The 386-nt window shown below is 66.8% G+C and carries 1 protein-coding gene; it reads right to left on the minus strand.

All coding sequences use genetic code 11. The annotated features are described in order from the left end of the window. Positions 1-386, minus strand: a 386-nt coding sequence (locus U5782_RS41415; protein WP_322049644.1) for an aldehyde dehydrogenase family protein, incomplete at both ends; no start/stop codon positions are given.

Below are 386 nucleotides of genomic sequence, written 5' to 3' on the forward strand. Positions count from 1 at the left end.
AGCGCGACCGGGAACATCCAGCACGGCACCATGCAGGGGAAGTTGAACGGCGTGATGCCGGCCACGACGCCCAGCGGCTGGCGCACGGTCCAGTTGTCCATGCCGGTCGAAACCTGTTCCGTGTAGTCGCCCTTGAGCAGTTGCGGAATGCCACAGGCGAATTCGATGACGTCGATACCACGCGCGACTTCGCCCTGCGCATCGGTGAAGACCTTGCCGTGCTCGGCCGTGATGATCGCCGCGAGTTCATCGGCGTGGCGGTTCATCAGCTCGAGAAAGCGCAGCATGACGCGCGCGCGGCGGATCGGCGGCGTGTCGCGCCAGGCCGGGAACGCGGCTTTCGCGCTCGCCACGGCGGTGTCGACATCGGCCACTTCGCCCAGCAC

Origin of the sequence: Paraburkholderia sp. J67 (assembly GCF_905220265.1) — a bacterium.
GTDB lineage: Bacteria > Pseudomonadota > Gammaproteobacteria > Burkholderiales > Burkholderiaceae > Paraburkholderia.